The organism is Roseivivax marinus, assembly GCF_900109705.1.
Classification (GTDB): domain Bacteria; phylum Pseudomonadota; class Alphaproteobacteria; order Rhodobacterales; family Rhodobacteraceae; genus Roseivivax; species Roseivivax marinus.
Genome location: NZ_FOAI01000005.1, coordinates 214349 through 231130, shown reverse-complemented (window position 1 = coordinate 231130; position 16782 = coordinate 214349). Strand labels below are relative to the sequence as shown.

Below are 16782 nucleotides of genomic sequence, written 5' to 3'. Positions count from 1 at the left end.
TCCGACAGCCGCCCCCGGAGCCGCGTCAGACCGCGCGACCGATCCCCGCCGCACGCAGGGCGAGCCGCAGGCCCTGCCCCGCCGCCGGTCCGGAAAGCCGCCCGTCCAGCACCGCCTGCGGATCGCGCGCCGCCGCCGCCAGGATCCCCGGCGCCCGCCAGGCCGCCAGTTCCGCCGGGCGCCCGGCCTTCGACGGCACAGCCTCCAGCCCGGAGCGGTCATCGCGCCACGATGCCGCGAGGCGGCCCACCGCCTCGAGCGTCATCTCGGGCAACGGCCGGATGCCCCGCGCCTGCAGCGCGGGCACACCCAGCAGCCAGTTCGCCCGCGCGGCCTGTCGGCCCACCGCCCGCGCCCGCACCTCGTCCGTGGCCCCGAGCGCGCGCGACGCCGCCCACATCAACGACCCTCCGGTCGCGCGAAGGTAGTCCTCCAGTTCGGCCACCTCGCCCATGTCCTCGCGCGCCGCATCCCTGCGGCGGGCCTCGACGCCCTCGGACAGCACCCGCGCGCCCTCGGCGTCCAGCACGTGCGCCAGCGGCGTGACCACCTCGTGGCGCCGCACGAGCCCGCCGGCCGCGATCTCGGCCAGGGCATCGACCCACCATTGCAGGCGCATCTCGGCGATCAGCGGCTCCTGCGTGACGAAAGGCGCGCGCGCCGCCTCCACGTTGGCCGCGTAGATCGGGAACAACACGGCGCGCGCCGCCACCGGCGATGCCATCGTCGCGCGAAACCGGTCGGGATCGCCGCGTTCCACGATCTCGGCACAGGCATTGAGGTCGTCGTCGAAATCCATGCGCGCCGACCTAGACCCCGGCCCGGGCCCTTCCAAGCCCCGGCCCTTCTTCTCGTCGCAAATACTCCGGGAGCGCGAGGGCAGCGCCCTCGCTCCCCGTGCCCGGCTCACGCGCAACGGCGGTCATTCCGCCGCCCGCAGCCCGGCATCCGGCACGTCCCGCGCCAGCTTCCAGCGCACCGCGTCGAGCAGCGCCTCGAAGCTCGCGTCGACGATATTGGCCGACACGCCGACGGTCGACCAGCGGCGGCCCTGCCCGTCGGCGCTGTCGATGATGACGCGCGTGACTGCCTCCGTGCCGCCTTGGGTGATACGGACCTTGAAGTCGACGAGCCGCATGTCGTCGATGATCTCCTGGTAGGGTCCGAGATCCTTGGCCAGTGCCTTCGACAGCGCGTTGAGCGGTCCGCGGTCCGAGCCGGTCTCGTCGAAGCTCTCGGAGACCGAGAGCTTTTTCGTCCCATCTACCTTCACCACCACAACGGCCTCGGACACGGTGCCCATGCGGTCGTACTTGGTCTTCCGCCGTTCCACGGTCACGCGGTAGCGCTTGACCTCGAAGAAGTCCGCAGCCTGCCCGAGCTCGGCGCGGGCCAGCATTTCGAACGAGGCCTGCGCGGTGTCGTAGGCGTAGCCCTCGGCCTCGCGCGCCTTCACTGTCTCGAGGATGCGCCCCAGCGCCGGATCGCCCGGAGCGACCTCGATCCCGGCCTCCATCAGCCGGCGGCGCAGGTTCGACTGTCCAGCCTGGTTCGACATCGGGATGAAGCGCTCGTTGCCCACGGAATCGGGCGCCACGTGCTCGTAGGTCGACGGATCCTTGAGGATCGCGCTGGCGTGCAGTCCCGCCTTGTGAGCAAACGCCGACGCACCGACATAGGCCAGCTGCTTCAGCGGCACGCGGTTCAGCACGTCGTCGAGCATACGGCTGACCTGCGTGATGGTCTTCAGCCCTTCGTGGGTGACGCCGGTGGTGTAGAGGCTTGCATAGGGCTCCTTCAGCAGGAGCGTGGGGATGATCGAGACGAGGTTCGCGTTGCCGCAGCGCTCGCCCAGCCCGTTCAGCGTCCCCTGGATCTGGCGCGCGCCGGCGTCCACCGCGGCCAGCGCGCCCGCCACGGCGGTCTCCGTGTCGTTGTGCGTGTGGATGCCCAGCCGGTCGCCGGGCAGGCCCGCGGCGATCACCTCGGACACGATGCGCCCGATCTCGGTGGGCATGGTGCCGCCGTTGGTGTCGCACAGTACGATCCAACGCGCGCCCGCGTCGCACGCTGCGCGCAGGCAATCGAGCGCGTAGCTGGGGTTGGCGAGGTAGCCGTCGAAGAAGTGCTCCGCGTCGAACAGCGCTTCGCGGCCCTGTGCCACGCAATGCGCAACCGAGGCGCGGATATTCTCGACGTTCTCGTCGAGAGCGATGCCGAGCGCGGTCTCCACGTGGAAGTCGTGGGTCTTGCCGACGAGGCAGACCGCCGGGGTGCGCGCGTTCAGCACACCTGCGAGCACGTCGTCATTCTCGGCCGAACGTTCGGCACGCTTGGTCATGCCGAAGGCGGTCAGCGTGGCGCGGGTCTCGGGCGCCTCTTCGAAGAAGGCGCTGTCGGTGGGGTTCGCTCCGGGCCAGCCGCCCTCGATGTGGTCGATGCCCAGCCGGTCGAGCGCCTTGGCGATCTTGACCTTCTCGGCGACCGAGAACTGCACGCCCTGGGTCTGCTGTCCGTCGCGCAGCGTGGTGTCGTAGAGGTAGAGACGTTCAGGCATGATGGCTCCTGCGCGGCTGCGTCTTCGTCCGGGGCATGCCCACGAATGTCAGGAAGGACGGCTCTGCGACCTCCGCACCCGGCAAGCGGTCGCGCCGGGCATCGTCTGCCTGGGCGGGCACCTGTGCGTGCAGGATATCGTTGGTAACCCATCCGAGCCATTCGCCCGCCCAACGCCGGTTGAGACACTGAAAGCGTCTGCCCCGTGGCAGGCAGGTGCTGCCGGATGCGGGCGCCGGGCGGGACCGCTGAACCGATGCGATCATCACGCGTCCTCCTGCGCCAGCGTGTCGGCGTCGAAGTCCGGCCCGGCGATGAGCTCGACTCCGGCCTTGGACATGCGCACTTCGACCCCGGCGCCGGTCAGGAGGGCCTTGAGGCGGTCCACCTCGGCGAAGTCCTTCGTCTCCATCGCGGTGGCACGAGCGTCCGAAAGCCGTGCTTCCCACGCCGAGAGGTCGACCGTCGGAGCCGCGGCCCAGCCCGGCACTTCTGCCCCCATGAGACCGAGAAACTGCAGCGTCGCGCGCAAGCCGGGCGAGTCATCCGCGTGAGCCAGCTGGTGCAGCTCGGCGATGGCGCCGGCGGTGTTCAGGTCGTCCGCAAGCGCAGCGACGACCGGCCGGTAGACCTCACCGCCGTCCTCGGCCCCTGCCGCCACCGCATACCACTTGCGCAGGTGCGCCTCGGCCTCCTGCCGCTTCTGCGCGGTCCAGTCCATCGGCTTGCGGTAATGCGCGGACATCAGCACCAGACGCACCACCTCGCCCGGGATGCCCTCGTCTAGCAGGTCGCGTACGGTGAAGAAGTTGCCGAGAGACTTCGACATCTTCTTGCCCTCGACCTGAAGCATCTCGTTGTGCAGCCAGACATTTGCGAAATCGCCGTGGGGATGGGCGCAGGCCGATTGCGCCACCTCGTTCTCGTGGTGGGGAAACATCAGGTCGCCGCCGCCGCCGTGAATGTCGAAGCTTTCGCCAAGAAGCGCGCCGGCCATGGCCGAGCACTCGATGTGCCAGCCGGGGCGGCCCCGGCCCCACGGGCTGTCCCAACCCGGCTGGTCCGCCTCCGAGGGCTTCCACAGGACGAAGTCCATCGGGTCGCGCTTGTAGGGGGCGACCTCGACCCGCGCGCCGGCGATCATGTCCTCGACCGAGCGTCCCGAGAGCTTGCCGTAAGACGGGTAGCTCTCGACCGAGAAAAGCACGTGCCCTTCGGCGGCGTAGGCGTGGCCGTCCGCGATCAGCCCCTCGATCATCGCGATCATTTCCGAGATGTAGCCGGTGGCGCGGGGGGCATGCGTGGGCTCCAGCGCCCCGAGAGCGCCCATGTCGTCGAGGAACCAGCCGATGGTCTCCTCGGTGATCTCGGCGATCGGCCGACCGGTCTCTGCCGCGCGGGCGTTGATCTTGTCGTCCACGTCCGTGAAGTTCCGAACATAGGTCACGTGATCGGCGCCGTAGACCTCGCGCAGAAGCCGGAAGAGCAGGTCGAAGACCACCACCGGCCGTGCGTTACCGAGATGCGCGCGGTCGTAGACGGTCGGCCCGCAGACATACATCCGCACGTCCGAGCGGTCGATCGGCTCGAAGACCTCCTTGGCGCGGGTCCGGGTGTTGGTCAGCCTGATGTCCATGATGCGTGGTCCTTCGCGCGCGTCTCGCTCGCGGCGGGCTTTAGCAACTCATGGCGTCGAAAGGAAAGAGAAGAGCGGCCCGCCGATGCGATCAGCGGATAATGCAGCCGATGAGAATGGCAGGTGCGGTGCTCATGATGACAAGTTTACCAGCGCCGCGCGGCGACTTCCAGCGGTTTCGCTTGCGCGGCTCCCGGGGCGGGCGCACCGTTCGCGCCATGACCCGCGCCCTCGTCACCGAGATCTGCATCGCCCTGCCGGGCGCCGAGCATTCCGACCCCTGGGACGGAGGGCACGACGCGTGGAAGGTCGGCGGCAAGATGTTCGCCGTGGTCGGCACCGCCGCGGATGGCGTGTCGGTGAAGACGGCGAGCATCGAGGACGCCGCATTTCTGATCGAGCTCGGCCGGGCCGAGCGCGCGCCCTACTTCCACCGCTCCTGGGTACGGGTGCCGTGGGGCGTGGCGGACCGCGCGGAACTCGAGGACCGGATCTTCACATCCTACGGGCTCGTGCGCGGCGGATTGACCCGACGTGTGCAGGCGGGGCTGCCGCCGCTGCCCAACCCGTCCGCCGGGGCTTGAACCCCGACCCCGCTCCGGGTCACATCGCGCCCGACGCCACGCCGCGAGGTCCCATGCCCCACCTTTCCACCCGTATCACCGGCCTCAACGACGGCGGCTCGGACGGTTGGGACGTGTTCTACCGCGCCCGCGCTCTGGTGGCGGCGGGACACGATATCACCGAACTCACCATAGGCGAGCATGACCGCCGCACGGATCCGGCGATCCTCCACGACATGCACGCCTCGGCCCTTGGCGGACACACCGGCTATGCCGCGGTCCCGGGCACCGAGGGCCTGCGCGACGCGGTTGCCGCGCGTGTGGCCGAGCGCACGGGTGTCGCGACGACGCGGGACAACGTGCTCATCACGCCGGGCGGACAGGCCGCCTTGTTCGCCGCGCACATGGCGGCGCTCGATGGCGGCCAGACGGGCCTCTACATCGATCCGTGTTACGCCACCTACCCTGGCACGATCCGGGCGGCGGGCGGCCGCGCGGTCGCCGTGGCAACGACGCCCGACACGGGGTTCCTGCCGCATCCGCGCGCGCTTGCCGGACCGGCGCGTGGTGCGCGGTCGCTTCTTGTGAACACCCCCAACAATCCCGCGGGCCGCGTCTATCCGCGCCACACACTCGACGGCATCGCGGCCGTGGCCGAGGCGCACGACCTGTGGGTGATCTCGGACGAAGTCTACGACACGCAGGTCTGGGACGGCGCGCATCTGAGTCCGCGCGCCCTGCCCCGGATGGCTGCGCGCACTCTGGTCGCCGGGTCCCTGTCCAAGAGCCACGCCATGACCGGCAGCCGCATCGGCTGGCTCGTCGGCCCCGAGGACGCCATCGCCCGCGCCGCCGAACTGGCGACGGTGACCACCTACGGTGTGCCCGGCTTCATCCAGGATGCGGCGCAAGCGGCAATCGCGCGGGGAACGGAGCCCGAGGTCGACGTCGCCGCGCCGTTCCGCCGCCGCCGCGATCTGCTGATGCGGGTGGTCGCGGCCGAGGGCGAAGAGGCGGTGCGCGCCTTGCCCGCCGAGGGAACCATGTACGTGCTGCTCGACATCCGTGCGACGGGCATGACGGGGGCGGCCTTCGCAGACGCGCTCCTCGACGCGGAAGGCATCGCGGTCATGCCGGGCGAAAGCTTCGGCCAGGCGGCAGCGGGCCATGTCCGCGTGGCGCTGACAGTGGACGACGCGCGGCTCGAGCGGGCGCTGAGAACCCTGGCACGGTTCGCCCGGGCGCGCGTCCCGGCCTGAGGCACGCAACGGCGCGGCGCCCTGGCACGGGGCGTGTGCCGCTTGCGACCGCTCGGCCGAGAGGGACCACCGGTATTGCCCGACGACCCTCGTACGCGGTGACCGGGCATTCCCCGGAGCCTCCACCGCCACGAAGCCGGGCCCGTCCATGACACTCACACACCCCGTGTCGGGAGGCCGCGAGTCTGCGGAACCCGCTGCGCGAGCGCGGCGTTCGCTTATGAACCCGCACACCTTCTCTCCGACCGGAGGAATCGCCTCATGGACCTTATCCGCATCATCATCGCCATCCTGCTGCCGCCGCTCGGCGTGTTCCTGCAGGTCGGCCTCGGCAAGCACTTCTGGATCAATATCCTGCTGACAATCCTTGGCTACATCCCGGGCATCGTGCACGCGATCTGGGTCATCGCCCGCACCGGTCCGCGCACCGCGTGATGCCCCGCGACACCCAATCCTTCGCGATCGAGGACATGGCCGAAGTCGAGCGCGTCGAGCGTCTGGCCGCGAGCCTGGACAGCGCCTTCACGATCCCGGGCACCAGCATCCGCTTTGGCTGGGACGGCATTCTGAGCATCGTGCCCGGTGTCGGCGACACGCTGGCTCTGTTGCCCGCCGCCTACATCTTCCGCTCGGCCTGGAAGATGGGCGCGCCGAAGCATGTCATCGGGCAGATGGCGGTGAACTCGGGCATCGACTACGTGATTGGCTCGATCCCCGTGATCGGCACGGTGTTCGACGTGGGCTACAAGTCCAACCGCAAGAACGCGGCGCTGATCCGGCAATTCGTCGAGAAGAAGCACGGCGGCGCACTGGCGCCCGAACGCGCGGCGCACGTCTGATCCGGCGCGCATCGCCGGAAACGAAAAACGGGAGCCCGCCGGGCTCCCGTTTCGCATATCAGGGGTCAGGAGGTCGGCTCAGCCGACGATCTCGAGGCCCGAGAAGTAGAACGCGATCTCTTCGGCCGCGGTCTCGGGGGCATCCGAGCCGTGGACCGAGTTCTCGCCGACGGATTCGGCGAACTCGGCGCGGATGGTGCCTTCGGCGGCGTCCGCGGGGTTCGTCGCGCCCATCACTTCGCGGTTCTTCGCGATCGCGTCCTCGCCCTCGAGAACCTGCACCACGACCGGTGCCGATGCCATGAACTCGCACAGTTCGTCGTAGAAGGGACGCTCGGCGTGGACCTTGTAGAACTCGCCCGCTTGCGCCTTGGTCAGCTGGATGCGCTTCTGCGCGACGATGCGAAGGCCCGCTTCCTCGAACTTGGCGTTGATCTTGCCGGTGAGGTTGCGCTTGGTCGCGTCGGGCTTGATGATCGAAAGGGTGCGTTCGGTTGCCATTTCAGATGCCTCTTGATGGCCGGACCTTGGCCCGGCGGAATTGATCCGCGCCCGCCTAGCACGCGCCCCCGTCCTTGAAAACCTGATTTGCGCGTCGCCTGCGGCTGGACGTCGCAGCACACGCGCTACGTGTCCGAGACATTGGTTAATTTCAAGAAGAAGGAGGGACGGGGATGAATGCGGTTGTCGACTTTCTGAATACCGTTCTGTGGGGCTACGTCCTCGTCTGGGGCCTTCTGGCCACGGGCATCTACCTCACCGTCAGGCTGGGCGGGCTTCAGTTCCGCCACTTCACCGAGTTCTTCCGGGTCATCGCGTCCTCGCGCGCGACGTCCGGTGACGGCATCACGCCCCTTCAGGCGCTGACGATCAGCCTTGCGAGCCGCGTGGGCACCGGCAACCTCGCCGGCGTCGCGGTGGCGATCTACCTCGGCGGCCCGGGCGCGATCTTCTGGATGTGGATGGTGGCGCTCGTGGGCATGGTCACGGCTTACGCGGAGTCGACGCTGGCGCAGCTCTACAAGGTGCGCAACCACGACGGCCGCTATCGCGGCGGGCCGGCCTACTACATGTGGCACGGGCTCAAGGCCAAATGGCTGGGTTACGTTTTCTGTTTCTTCTTCCTGTGCTCGTTCGGCCTGATCTTCGTCGCGGTGCAGTCGAATTCCATCGCCGACGCGGTCGAGGGCGCGATGGGCATCCCCAAGCTCGGCACTGGCCTCGTCATCGCGGCGCTGGTGGCGCTGGTGATCTTCGGGGGCATCCCGTCGATCGCACGGGTGGCCGAGAAGGTCGTGCCGTTCATGGCGGGCATCTACCTGCTGGTGGCACTGGTGATCATCGCAATCAACATCACCGAGGTTCCCGGCGCGCTGGCGATGATCGTCAAGGCGGCGTTCGGCTTCGACCAGGCGGTGGGCGGCTTCACCGGCGGCCTGACGGCGGCGCTGTTGAACGGGGTCAAGCGGGGCCTCTTCTCGAACGAGGCCGGCATGGGTTCGGCGCCGCACATCGCGGCCGTGGCCGTGCCCGAGCCGCACCACCCGTCCTCGCAGGGTCTGGTGCAGGGTCTGGGCGTGTTCATCGACACGATCCTGATCTGCACCGCGACGGCGCTGATGATCCTTCTGTCGGGCGTGGTCGATTATGGCCCCGACGGCGTGACCGGCATGGAGCTGACGCAGAACGCGCTGGCCGAGCATATTGGCGTGGCCGGACCTCTCTTCATCGCGGTGGCGATCCTGTTCTTCGCCTACACCTCGATCATCGGCAACTACGCCTATTCCGAGAACGTGCTCGAGTTCCTCGGCCTCGCCGGAAAAACGCCCCTGACCATCTTCAAGTGCATGCAGCTGGCGATGGTGATCTGGGGCGCGGTGCAGCCGGTGACGCGGGTGTTCAACTTCGCGGACGCCAGCATGGCGACGATGGCGACGATCAACCTCGTGGCGCTGCTGCTGCTCTCGGGCACCGTCATGCGGCTGACCAAGGACTACTTCGCGCAGCGCAAGGCAGGCCAGGAGCCGCTGTTCCGCATCTCGCAGCACGAAGGGCTGGACCGGGGCATCGACGCCTCGATCTGGAATCGCGACGTCGAGGCGGAACACCGCCAGACCTGATCGCGAAAGATTGCCAAGAACCGGGGGGCGGATACGCTTCGCCCCTCGGTTTTCCTTTGTCCGGAGACAGGATGATGCGTGATTTCGGTTGGGGCGCGGGCGCGGCCCTCGTGGTTGCCATGTTCGCAGGGGGCGCAGAAGCGCAAGACGCCTCGGTTCCTCCCGGGCAGCTCCCCAGCACGACCTACCGGATCGATCCGGCGCACACTTCGGTTTTGTTTCGCGTAGATCACATGGGATTCTCGGCCTACACAGCCGGTTTCGACCAGGTCACGGGCACCTTGAAGCTGGACCCGTCCGATCCCGCCTCCGCCGATCTGGAGGTGAGCATCGCCACCGCCTCTCTCGACCTGCCGAGCCCGCCTGAAGGGTTCCGCGAGGAGATACTCGGGCCCGACTGGCTCGACGCCGCGTCCCACCCCGAGATCGTCTTCACCTCCGAAAGCGTCACCCAGACCGGAGAGCGCACTGCCGAGATCGCCGGCACGCTCACCCTGCGCGGCGTGGCCGCGCCGGTCACCCTGGAAGCCACGTTCAACGGAGGCTGGGCGGACGTCGAGTGGGAACCGGGCGCCCGCATCGGGTTCTCGGCCACGGGGCAGCTGGACCGGTCCGATTTCGGCATCTCGACGGGCATTCCCGCGCCTGGTTCGACGCTGGGTGTGGGCGACACCGTGAGCGTCGTGATCGAAACGGAGCTTACCTCGGCGGGACCGGAATAGGCGCTCACGCAGGCGGCACCCACGGGCCGCGCGGGGGCCCTTCCCGCCCCCGCGACCCTCTGCTAGAGCGCGCCCATGCTTCAGATCGCCGACATCTCCTATTCCGTCGAAGGCCGCCCGTTGTTCGAGGGCGCGACCGCCACGATTCCCGACGGCCACAAGGTCGGCCTCGTCGGCGCGAACGGCACGGGCAAGACCACGCTCTTCCGCCTGATCCGGGGCGAGCTGACCCTCGACGGCGGCGAAATCGCCCTGCCCTCGCGCGCCCGCGTCGGCGGCGTCGCGCAGGAGGTGCCGTCGTCCGAGACCAGCCTGATCGACACCGTGCTCGCCGCCGATACCGAACGCGCGTCGCTGATGGCCGAGGCCGAGACCGCGACCGACGCCACCCGCATCGCGGACGTGCAGACCCGGCTCGCCGACATCGACGCCTGGTCGGCCGAGGGCCGCGCCGCGTCGATCCTCAAGGGCCTGGGCTTTGACGACGCCCAGCAGAAGATGCCCTGCTCGGCCTTCTCGGGTGGCTGGCGGATGCGCGTGGCGCTCGCGGGCGTGCTGTTCGCCCAACCCGACCTGCTGCTTCTCGACGAGCCGACCAACTACCTCGACCTCGAGGGCGCGCTCTGGCTGGAAAGCTACCTCGCGCGGTATCCGCACACGGTCATCGTCATCTCGCACGATCGCGGGCTGCTCAATCGTGCAGTTGGCGGCATCCTGCACCTCTCCGAGAAAAAGCTGACCTACTGGCAGGGGTCCTACGACCAGTTCGCCCGCCAGCGCGCCGAGCAGCGCGCGCTTCTGAGCTCGATGGCCAAGAAGCAGGAGGCCCGCAAGGCCCACCTGCAAAGCTTCGTCGATCGCTTCAAGGCCAAGGCGTCGAAGGCCAAACAGGCCCAGTCGCGGGTCAAGATGATCGAGAAGATGGAAACGATCACCCTGCCCGAGGACGCCGAGAAGCGCGTCTTCACCTTCCCCCAGCCCGACGAACTGTCGCCGCCCATTGTCAACATCGAGGGCGGCAGCACTGGCTACGGTGACACGACCGTTCTGTCGCGGCTGAACCTGCGGATCGACCAGGACGACCGGATTGCGCTTCTGGGCAAGAACGGCCAGGGCAAGTCGACGCTGGCCAAGCTTCTGTCCGAACGGCTGCCTCTGTTCGACGGTCGCTCGACACGGGCCTCGAAGCTGCGGGTCGGCTACTTCGCCCAGCACCAGGTGGACGAGCTTCGGGTCGAGGAGACGCCGCTTCAGCACATCCAGCGCGAACGGCCCGGCGTGGCGCCGCCCCAGCTGCGCGCCAAGCTGGCTGGCTTCGGTCTTGGTGCCGCGCAGGCCGAAACCGAGGTCGGGCGCCTGTCGGGCGGACAGAAGGCACGCCTCTCGCTGCTGCTCGCAACGCTCGACGCGCCGCACATGCTCATTCTCGACGAGCCGACCAACCACCTCGACATCGAGAGCCGCGAGGCCCTGATGGAGGCGCTCAACGCCTACGAGGGTGCGGTCATCCTCGTGAGCCACGACATGCACCTGCTGTCGATGGTGGCCGACCGGCTGTGGCTGGTGAAGGACGGCACCGTGCGCCCCTACGAGGAGGACCTCGACGCCTACCGCAAGATGCTGCTGACCGTCGAAAAGCCCGCGCCCGAGAAGGCCCGCGCCGAGAAGGCGAAGGCGGAAGCCGCGACCGCCGCCAAGGCCAAGCGCCCGTCGCGCGACGCGATCCTCGCCCTGCGCTCGGACGTCCGGAAGTGCGAGGCCCGCGTCGACAAGCTCAACGACATGCGCGACAAGCTCGCCGCCAAGCTCGCCGATCCCGCGCTCTACGACGACGGTCGCGTGGGCGAACTCGAGACGTGGAATAAGAAATACGCCGAAGTCATGGACGGTCTGAGCCGGGCCGAGGCGCTCTGGATGGCCGCACTCGAGAAGCTGGAGGCGGCCGAGACGGCGTGACGCCCCCGCCGGCATGACAATGAAAAACCCCCGGTCGCGCGCGGCGACCGGGGGTTTTTCGTCTCGTGGGTCCGAAGGCCGCGCCGCGCCTCAGAGGTAGTCCGCGCGCTGAAGCCCATACTTCGCCATCTTCTCGTTCAGCGTCCGGCGCGGCAGGCAAAGCTCATCCATCACCGCGGCGATCGATCCCTTGTGGCGGCGCATGGTGTTGTCGATCAGCATCCGTTCGAACGCTTCGACATATTCCTTGAGCGGCTTGCCTTCGGTGGTCATCACCGGCTGCATCTCTTCGTGATCGTTCATCAGAAGCGATGCGATGGTGCCGGTGCCGCGGCGGGATTGGAGCGTCGCGCGCTCGGCGAGGTTGATGAGCTGGCGGACGTTGCCGGGCCACGGCGCCTGCAACAGCTGCGCGGCCTCCTGCGCCGAGACCTCGGGCGCCTCGCAGCCGTATTCGTCGGCGTAGCCTTCCGAGAAGCGGGTGAAGAGCGTCAGGATATCCTCGCCCCGCTGGCGAAGGGGCGGCACGGTGATCCGCAGCGCCGCGAGGCGATAGAACAGGTCCGAGCGCAACGCCGTTTCACAGGTGCGGCCCTCGTCCTGAAGATTGCAGATGGCGACGATGCGCGTTTCGGGCGGATTGCCTTGATCGTTGATGATCGACAGCAGCCGCGCCTGCGCCTGGTCCGACAGCGACTCGATATCCTCGAGCACCAGCGTGCCGCCGCGCGCCTCCTCCATCGCCGGAAGCTGCGCGTCGCCCTCGTCCATCGGACCGAAGAGACGCTTCTGTAGCGTGGTCTCGTCCAGGGCGGCACAGGGCAGAAGCAGGAACTTCTTGCCCGCCCGGCTGCCGACGGCGTGAAGCGCGTGCGCAACCAGGGTCTTGCCGGTGCCTGTCTCGCCCTCGATCAGAACGTGGCCGTCGGCCTGCCCGAGATCGAGAATGTCCTCGCGCAGGCGCTCCATCGCGGGCGACGAGCCGATCAGCTTTTCCATAAGCTGGGTGCCGTCCGACAGTTCGCGCCGCAGCTGGCGGTTGTCGAGCGTCAGGCGCCGCGCGGCGGTGGCGCGCTTGGCAAGCTCGGACATGCGATCCGGGTTGAACGGCTTCTCCAGGAAGTCGAACGCGCCGATACGCATGGCTTCGACCGCCATCGGCACGTCGCCGTGGCCGGTGATCATGATGACCGGCAGCGCGCTGTCCACGCCCATGAGTTTCTTAAGGAAGGCGATTCCGTCCATCCCCGGCATCTTGATGTCGGAGATCACGATCCCCGGGTAATCTGGGCCGACCGTCGCCAGCGCCTCTTCGGCACTACCGAAGCTTTCGGTGTCGTAGCCCGACAGGGCCAGCCACTGGCTGATCGACTGGCGCATGTCTTTTTCGTCGTCGACGATCGCAATCTTCATTGCCTTGGCCATCTCGCGTTTCACTCCGCGGCTTGTTGGTCTTCCTTGAGGATCGGCAGCTGCATCTCGAAAACCGCCCCACCCCCTTCGGCGTTCCGTGCGGTGAGACGTCCGCCCAGATCCGCGACGATCCCGGACGAGATCGCGAGGCCGAGGCCGGTGCCGTCACCGGGTTGCTTGGTCGTGTAGAACGGCTCGAACAGGGCGTCGAGGTCCTCGATCCCGTGGCCGTTGTCGCGCACGCTGAGGGTCGCGGTCTCGCCGCTGGCGAGCAGAACCTCGATTTCTGGGTTCCGGACCCCCTTGGTGGCGTCGAGCGCGTTGCGCAGAAGGTTCACCAGCACCTGCTCGATCCGCACGCGGTCGCCCAGGACGCGCACCGGATGGTCGGGCAGGATGCGGCTGATGCGGACCTTCCGGCTTTTCAGCTGGGGCTCCATCATCGACAGCGCCGAGGCCAGCGCCTCTCCCATGTCCACCGGCACCAGCGTGTCATCGCCCTTGCGGGCATAGGACTTCAGCTGCTTGGTGATAGCGCCCATCCGCTCGATCAGGTCGTCGATGCGGTGGAAGGCGGTCTGCGCTTCCTCGGGGCGGTTCCGGCGCAGCAGGAGGCGCGCGCCGGCGAGGTAGGTCTTCATCGCGGCCAGCGGCTGGTTCAGCTCGTGGCTGACCGCCGCGGACATCTCGCCCAGTGCGGCGAGCTTGGAGGACTGCTCGAGCGTCTGCTCCGCCACCGCGAGGTTTTCCTGCACCCGCTCCCGCTCGGCGATCTCGCGCTGAAGGCGATTGTTCAGACGGCGCAGCTCGGCGCTCTCGCGCTGGAAAAGCGCCATGCGGATCGCTGTCTTGCGGCTCATGGCGTAGAACGCGAGCGCGGCCAGCAGCGCGAAGACCATGATCTCGAGCGCCAGCACCGCGTTCACCCGCTCGCGCACGCTGGCATAGGTGGTGAACGACGAGATCGACCAGCCGCGGAACGGGATCCGTCCGTCGATCCGCATCACCGCCTCGCCACGCACGTAGGCGTCGGCCGAAACCGAGGTCCAGTCGGCCGTGGCCTGGATCGCGCGCTCGATGGCGCTGTTGGGCGGCTCGCGGGTCAGCGCCTCCTGCACCGGCAGGCCGCGCCAGCGCGGTTCGGTAGCGAGGATGATCTGCCCCTCGCTGTCGGTGACCAGCACCGCGTCCGAGATGCCGGCCCACGCCCGCTCGAACTTGCCGAGGTCGAGCTCGACCACGATCACGCCCAGCGTGGTGCCGCCGGTCTCGACCTTGCGGGAATAGTAGAAGCTGAAGTCACCGGTCTCGTTGCGCACGGCGGTGAACACCGTCGCGTTCGAGCGCATGGCGTCGACGAAATAGGATTCCTGCCGGTGCGCCTCGCCCAGCCGGGCGCGGTCCGTGGCCGCCACGGTGCGGCCGTCTCGGTCCAGAAGCCGCAGCGAGGCCCCGCCGATCTGGTCGGCGTAAAAGATCAGGCGCTGCGAGGACTGCACGTATTCCTCGGCGCTGAGCGCCGAGATCAGCGTCTGGTCTAGCGCCATGAGCTGCGGCACCAGCTGGTAGCGCCGGATCTCGGACAACAGGTTGCCGGAGTAGAGCACCAGCCGCAGTTCGGCGCGGTTGCGCGTGGTCTCGGTAAACCGCGCGGTCAGCAGCTGGTTGGTCACCCAGATCGTTGCCACGGCGGCCACGAACAGGGCCAGCAACGCCGTGCGCACCCGCCAGCTCAGCGGCCCCGGACGATCGGCGTCGTCTGGCGGTGTGGGCGTTTCGGACATTGCGGGACTCTATGGCGTGGCGGCAGGCCGCTCAAGTCACGCGGATTCCAGCGCGTCCGCGAGGTGGGCGAAAAGCCGCCGCCCGTCTGTCCCGCCATGCGCGGCGTCGGCCGCCCGTTCGGGGTGCGGCATCATGCCGAGCACCCGGCGGTTCTCGGACAGGACACCGGCGATGTCGTGCACCGAGCCGTTCGGGTTGTCGGCATAGGTGAAGGCGATGCGGTCCTCGTCGGCGAGCCGCGACAGCGTATCGGGATCGGCGATGTAGTTGCCGTCGTGGTGCGCGATCGGAATGTTGATCGTGTCGCCCGCGGCGTAGCCGGTGGTGTAGACGCTCTCGGCGGTGGCGACCCGAAGCGGCACCGTGCGGCAGATGTACTTGAGCCCCGCGTTGCGCAGCAGCGCGCCGGGCAGCATCCCGGTCTCTGTAAGGATCTGGAAGCCGTTGCAGATGCCGATGACGTAGCCGCCGCGTTGCGCGTGGTCATGCACCGCGCGGATCACCGGCGAGGTCGCGGCGATGGCGCCGCAACGCAGGTAGTCGCCGTAGGAGAAACCGCCCGGCACGCCCACGAGGTCGGTGCCCTCGGGCAGGCTCGTGTCCTTGTGCCAGACCATCTCGGTCTCGATGCCGGCCGCGCGGAGCGCCACGGCGAGGTCGCGGTCGCAGTTCGACCCCGGAAAGACGATGACGGCAGCCTTCATGACGGTCTCCTGTCGCGGTTCCGCCGGGACGCGACCCGGCCTCGGGATGGCGCGCCGACCGCAGGTCCCGGGCGGGACGCGCGGACGGCGTGCGTCACACGATCTCGATGCGGTAGCTCTCGATCACGGTATTGGCGAGCAGGCGTTCGCACATCTCGCCGATGCGGTCCTCGGTCGTGCCGTCGGCCAGCTCGAGCTCGATTACCTTTCCCTGGCGAACCCCCTCGACACCGTCGAACCCCATCGCGCCAAGGGCGTGGCGGACCGCCTCGCCCTGCGGATCGAGCACGCCGTCCTTCAGCATCACGTGCACCCGTGCCTTCATCGGCCCCGTCTCCTGTCCGTCTCGGTCGCGGGCGTGCGGCCCCGGCTCACTGCCGCTTCGGGCCGCGCACCCTGTCTCTGTATGTGCACAGGTCCCGGACGTTGCCGTCCGTCTTGCGCTTTCAATTGATGAGCGTCGGCTTCGTCACCGGCTGCGAGTTCTTGGGCATGACACCCAGGCGACGCGCAACCTCGGTATAGGCGTCGGCAAGATTGCCCAGATCGCGGCGGAAGACGTCCTTGTCGAGCTTTTGCCCGGTCTCGGCATCCCACAGGCGGCAGCTGTCGGGCGAGATCTCGTCCGCCACGATCAGGCGCTGGTAGTCGCCGTCATAGACGCGGCCGACCTCGATCTTGAAATCCACGAGCTTGATACCGACCGCGATCATCACGCCGGACAGGAAGTCGTTGACCCGCAGCGCGAGGCTGAGGATGTCGTCCATGTCCTGCTGGCTGGCCCAGCCGAAGGCGGCAATATGCTCTTCGGTGACCATGGGGTCGTTCAGCTTGTCGTCCTTGTAGTAGTACTCGACGATCGGGCGCGGCAGCGCGGCGCCTTCCTCGAGGCCAAGCCGCTGCGCGAGCGAGCCGGCGGCGACGTTGCGCACCACGATCTCGAGCGGGATGATCTCGCACGAGCGGACGAGCTGCTCGCGCATGTTCAGCCGGCGGATGAAGTGCGTGGGCACCCCGATGTTGTTCAGGCCGGTCATGAAGAACTCGGACAGGCGGTTGTTCAGCACCCCCTTGCCGTCCACAACGTCCTTCTTCTGGGCGTTGAAGGCGGTGGCATCGTCCTTGAAGTACTGCACCAGCGTGCCGGGTTCCGGTCCTTCGTACAGGATCTTCGCCTTGCCTTCGTAGATCTTCTTGCGACGCGCCATGGCGGCCCTTTCGGATTGAGG

Annotated in this window: 16 protein-coding genes; 7 read left to right on the top strand and 9 right to left on the bottom strand. The window is 68.2% G+C overall.

Annotation, left to right across the window (positions count from 1 at the left end; all coding sequences use genetic code 11):
- Positions 1–25: 25 nt before the first annotated feature.
- The 3 genes from BMX29_RS08585 to cysS all read right to left on the bottom strand — a co-directional run bounded on the left by BMX29_RS08585 (position 26) and on the right by cysS (position 4192).
- Positions 26–799: a squalene/phytoene synthase family protein gene (locus BMX29_RS08585; RefSeq protein ID WP_043841529.1), complete on the bottom strand. Its 774-nt coding sequence runs from the start codon at positions 797–799 to the stop codon at positions 26–28.
- 123 nt (positions 800–922) lie between these two features.
- On the bottom strand, positions 923–2557 hold the full coding sequence (cimA, locus tag BMX29_RS08580) for a citramalate synthase (protein WP_244889194.1): 1635 nt from the start codon (positions 2555–2557) through the stop codon (positions 923–925).
- A gap of 264 nt (positions 2558–2821) precedes the next feature.
- Positions 2822–4192 carry a cysteine--tRNA ligase gene (gene cysS / locus BMX29_RS08570; RefSeq protein ID WP_092811921.1) on the bottom strand — a complete coding sequence of 457 codons (1371 nt, stop codon included), beginning with the start codon at positions 4190–4192 and terminating at the stop codon, positions 2822–2824.
- A 218-nt stretch (positions 4193–4410) separates the two neighbouring features.
- Here cysS and BMX29_RS08565 point away from each other — a divergent pair, with 218 nt between their 5' ends.
- The 4 genes from BMX29_RS08565 to BMX29_RS08550 all read left to right on the top strand — a co-directional run bounded on the left by BMX29_RS08565 (position 4411) and on the right by BMX29_RS08550 (position 6853).
- Positions 4411–4776 carry an MmcQ/YjbR family DNA-binding protein gene (locus BMX29_RS08565; protein WP_092812003.1) on the top strand — a complete coding sequence of 122 codons (366 nt, stop codon included), beginning with the start codon at positions 4411–4413 and terminating at the stop codon, positions 4774–4776.
- 53 nt (positions 4777–4829) lie between these two features.
- Positions 4830–6014 (top strand): pyridoxal phosphate-dependent aminotransferase, encoded by a 1185-nt coding sequence (locus BMX29_RS08560; protein ID WP_092811919.1) that lies wholly within the window; start codon positions 4830–4832, stop codon positions 6012–6014.
- A gap of 261 nt (positions 6015–6275) precedes the next feature.
- A complete protein-coding gene (locus BMX29_RS08555; RefSeq protein WP_043841533.1) occupies positions 6276–6449 on the top strand; it encodes a YqaE/Pmp3 family membrane protein in 174 nt (57 codons plus the stop codon).
- Positions 6449–6853 carry a DUF4112 domain-containing protein gene (locus tag BMX29_RS08550; protein WP_043841534.1) on the top strand — a complete coding sequence of 135 codons (405 nt, stop codon included), beginning with the start codon at positions 6449–6451 and terminating at the stop codon, positions 6851–6853. The genes BMX29_RS08555 and BMX29_RS08550 overlap by 1 nt, the downstream gene beginning before the upstream one ends.
- A gap of 78 nt (positions 6854–6931) precedes the next feature.
- Here the strand turns inward: BMX29_RS08550 and ndk are convergent, their stop codons facing one another.
- Complete coding sequence (gene ndk / locus BMX29_RS08545; RefSeq protein WP_092811917.1) at positions 6932–7354, bottom strand: nucleoside-diphosphate kinase; 423 nt, start codon at positions 7352–7354, stop codon at positions 6932–6934.
- 173 nt (positions 7355–7527) lie between these two features.
- Here ndk and BMX29_RS08540 point away from each other — a divergent pair, with 173 nt between their 5' ends.
- From BMX29_RS08540 to BMX29_RS08530, 3 genes are all read left to right on the top strand, one after another.
- Positions 7528–8973 (top strand): alanine/glycine:cation symporter family protein, encoded by a 1446-nt coding sequence (locus tag BMX29_RS08540; protein WP_092811915.1) that lies wholly within the window; start codon positions 7528–7530, stop codon positions 8971–8973.
- A gap of 74 nt (positions 8974–9047) precedes the next feature.
- Positions 9048–9695, top strand: coding sequence for a YceI family protein (locus BMX29_RS08535; RefSeq protein ID WP_175471161.1), 648 nt, complete (start codon positions 9048–9050; stop codon positions 9693–9695).
- A 75-nt stretch (positions 9696–9770) separates the two neighbouring features.
- Entirely contained in the window at positions 9771–11651 is a 1881-nt protein-coding gene (locus tag BMX29_RS08530) for an ABC-F family ATP-binding cassette domain-containing protein (RefSeq protein WP_092811911.1), read from the top strand.
- 90 nt (positions 11652–11741) lie between these two features.
- On the opposite strand, the gene BMX29_RS08525 is transcribed toward BMX29_RS08530, so the two are convergent.
- The 5 genes from BMX29_RS08525 to purC all read right to left on the bottom strand — a co-directional run bounded on the left by BMX29_RS08525 (position 11742) and on the right by purC (position 16761).
- Positions 11742–13076, bottom strand: coding sequence for a sigma-54-dependent transcriptional regulator (locus BMX29_RS08525; RefSeq protein WP_092812001.1), 1335 nt, complete (start codon positions 13074–13076; stop codon positions 11742–11744).
- An 8-nt stretch (positions 13077–13084) separates the two neighbouring features.
- Positions 13085–14848: a sensor histidine kinase gene (locus BMX29_RS08520; protein WP_092811909.1), complete on the bottom strand. Its 1764-nt coding sequence runs from the start codon at positions 14846–14848 to the stop codon at positions 13085–13087.
- Positions 14849–14884: 36 nt separating this feature from the next.
- Positions 14885–15553, bottom strand: a complete 669-nt coding sequence (gene purQ / locus BMX29_RS08515; RefSeq protein ID WP_092811907.1) for a phosphoribosylformylglycinamidine synthase subunit PurQ — start codon at positions 15551–15553, stop codon at positions 14885–14887.
- Positions 15554–15647: 94 nt separating this feature from the next.
- Positions 15648–15878, bottom strand: coding sequence for a phosphoribosylformylglycinamidine synthase subunit PurS (purS, locus tag BMX29_RS08510; RefSeq protein WP_043841542.1), 231 nt, complete (start codon positions 15876–15878; stop codon positions 15648–15650).
- A 121-nt stretch (positions 15879–15999) separates the two neighbouring features.
- Positions 16000–16761: a phosphoribosylaminoimidazolesuccinocarboxamide synthase gene (purC, locus tag BMX29_RS08505; RefSeq protein WP_043841543.1), complete on the bottom strand. Its 762-nt coding sequence runs from the start codon at positions 16759–16761 to the stop codon at positions 16000–16002.
- Positions 16762–16782: the final 21 nt, after the last annotated feature.